Here is a 267-nt window from a genome sequence, read left to right as displayed (position 1 = left end):
CCGTACCATACCCAGGGATCATACCACGGCGGCGCCACATAGACGTGCGGATAGACGGGTGGCGGATAGAAAGGCTCGGGCGCTGCCTTGACCACGAACCCGGGCGGACAGTCGGGGCTGGCGTTCCTCGCGATGGCGCTGCCCGCGACCGCGCCTGCACCCGCGCCAAGGACGGTGGCCGGGGCTCTATCGTAGCGACCGGCGAGCCCTGAACCGGCAAGCGCTCCAATCAGCCCGCCGATCACCGCGCCTGCAGCGATGTTGCTC

1 protein-coding gene is annotated in these 267 nt (G+C 69.3%); it reads right to left on the bottom strand.

Going from position 1 to position 267, the window contains the following annotated elements; genetic code table 11:
• A partial coding sequence (locus tag AC0L2P_RS32375) for a glycine zipper 2TM domain-containing protein (RefSeq protein ID WP_473507264.1) occupies positions 1-267 on the bottom strand: 267 nt, incomplete at both ends.

The sequence above is a fragment of the Mesorhizobium sp. WSM4836 genome, assembly GCF_055811815.1.
The sequence above is the reverse complement of the archived record's forward strand: the minus strand, read 5'-3'. Positions and strand labels throughout refer to the sequence as shown.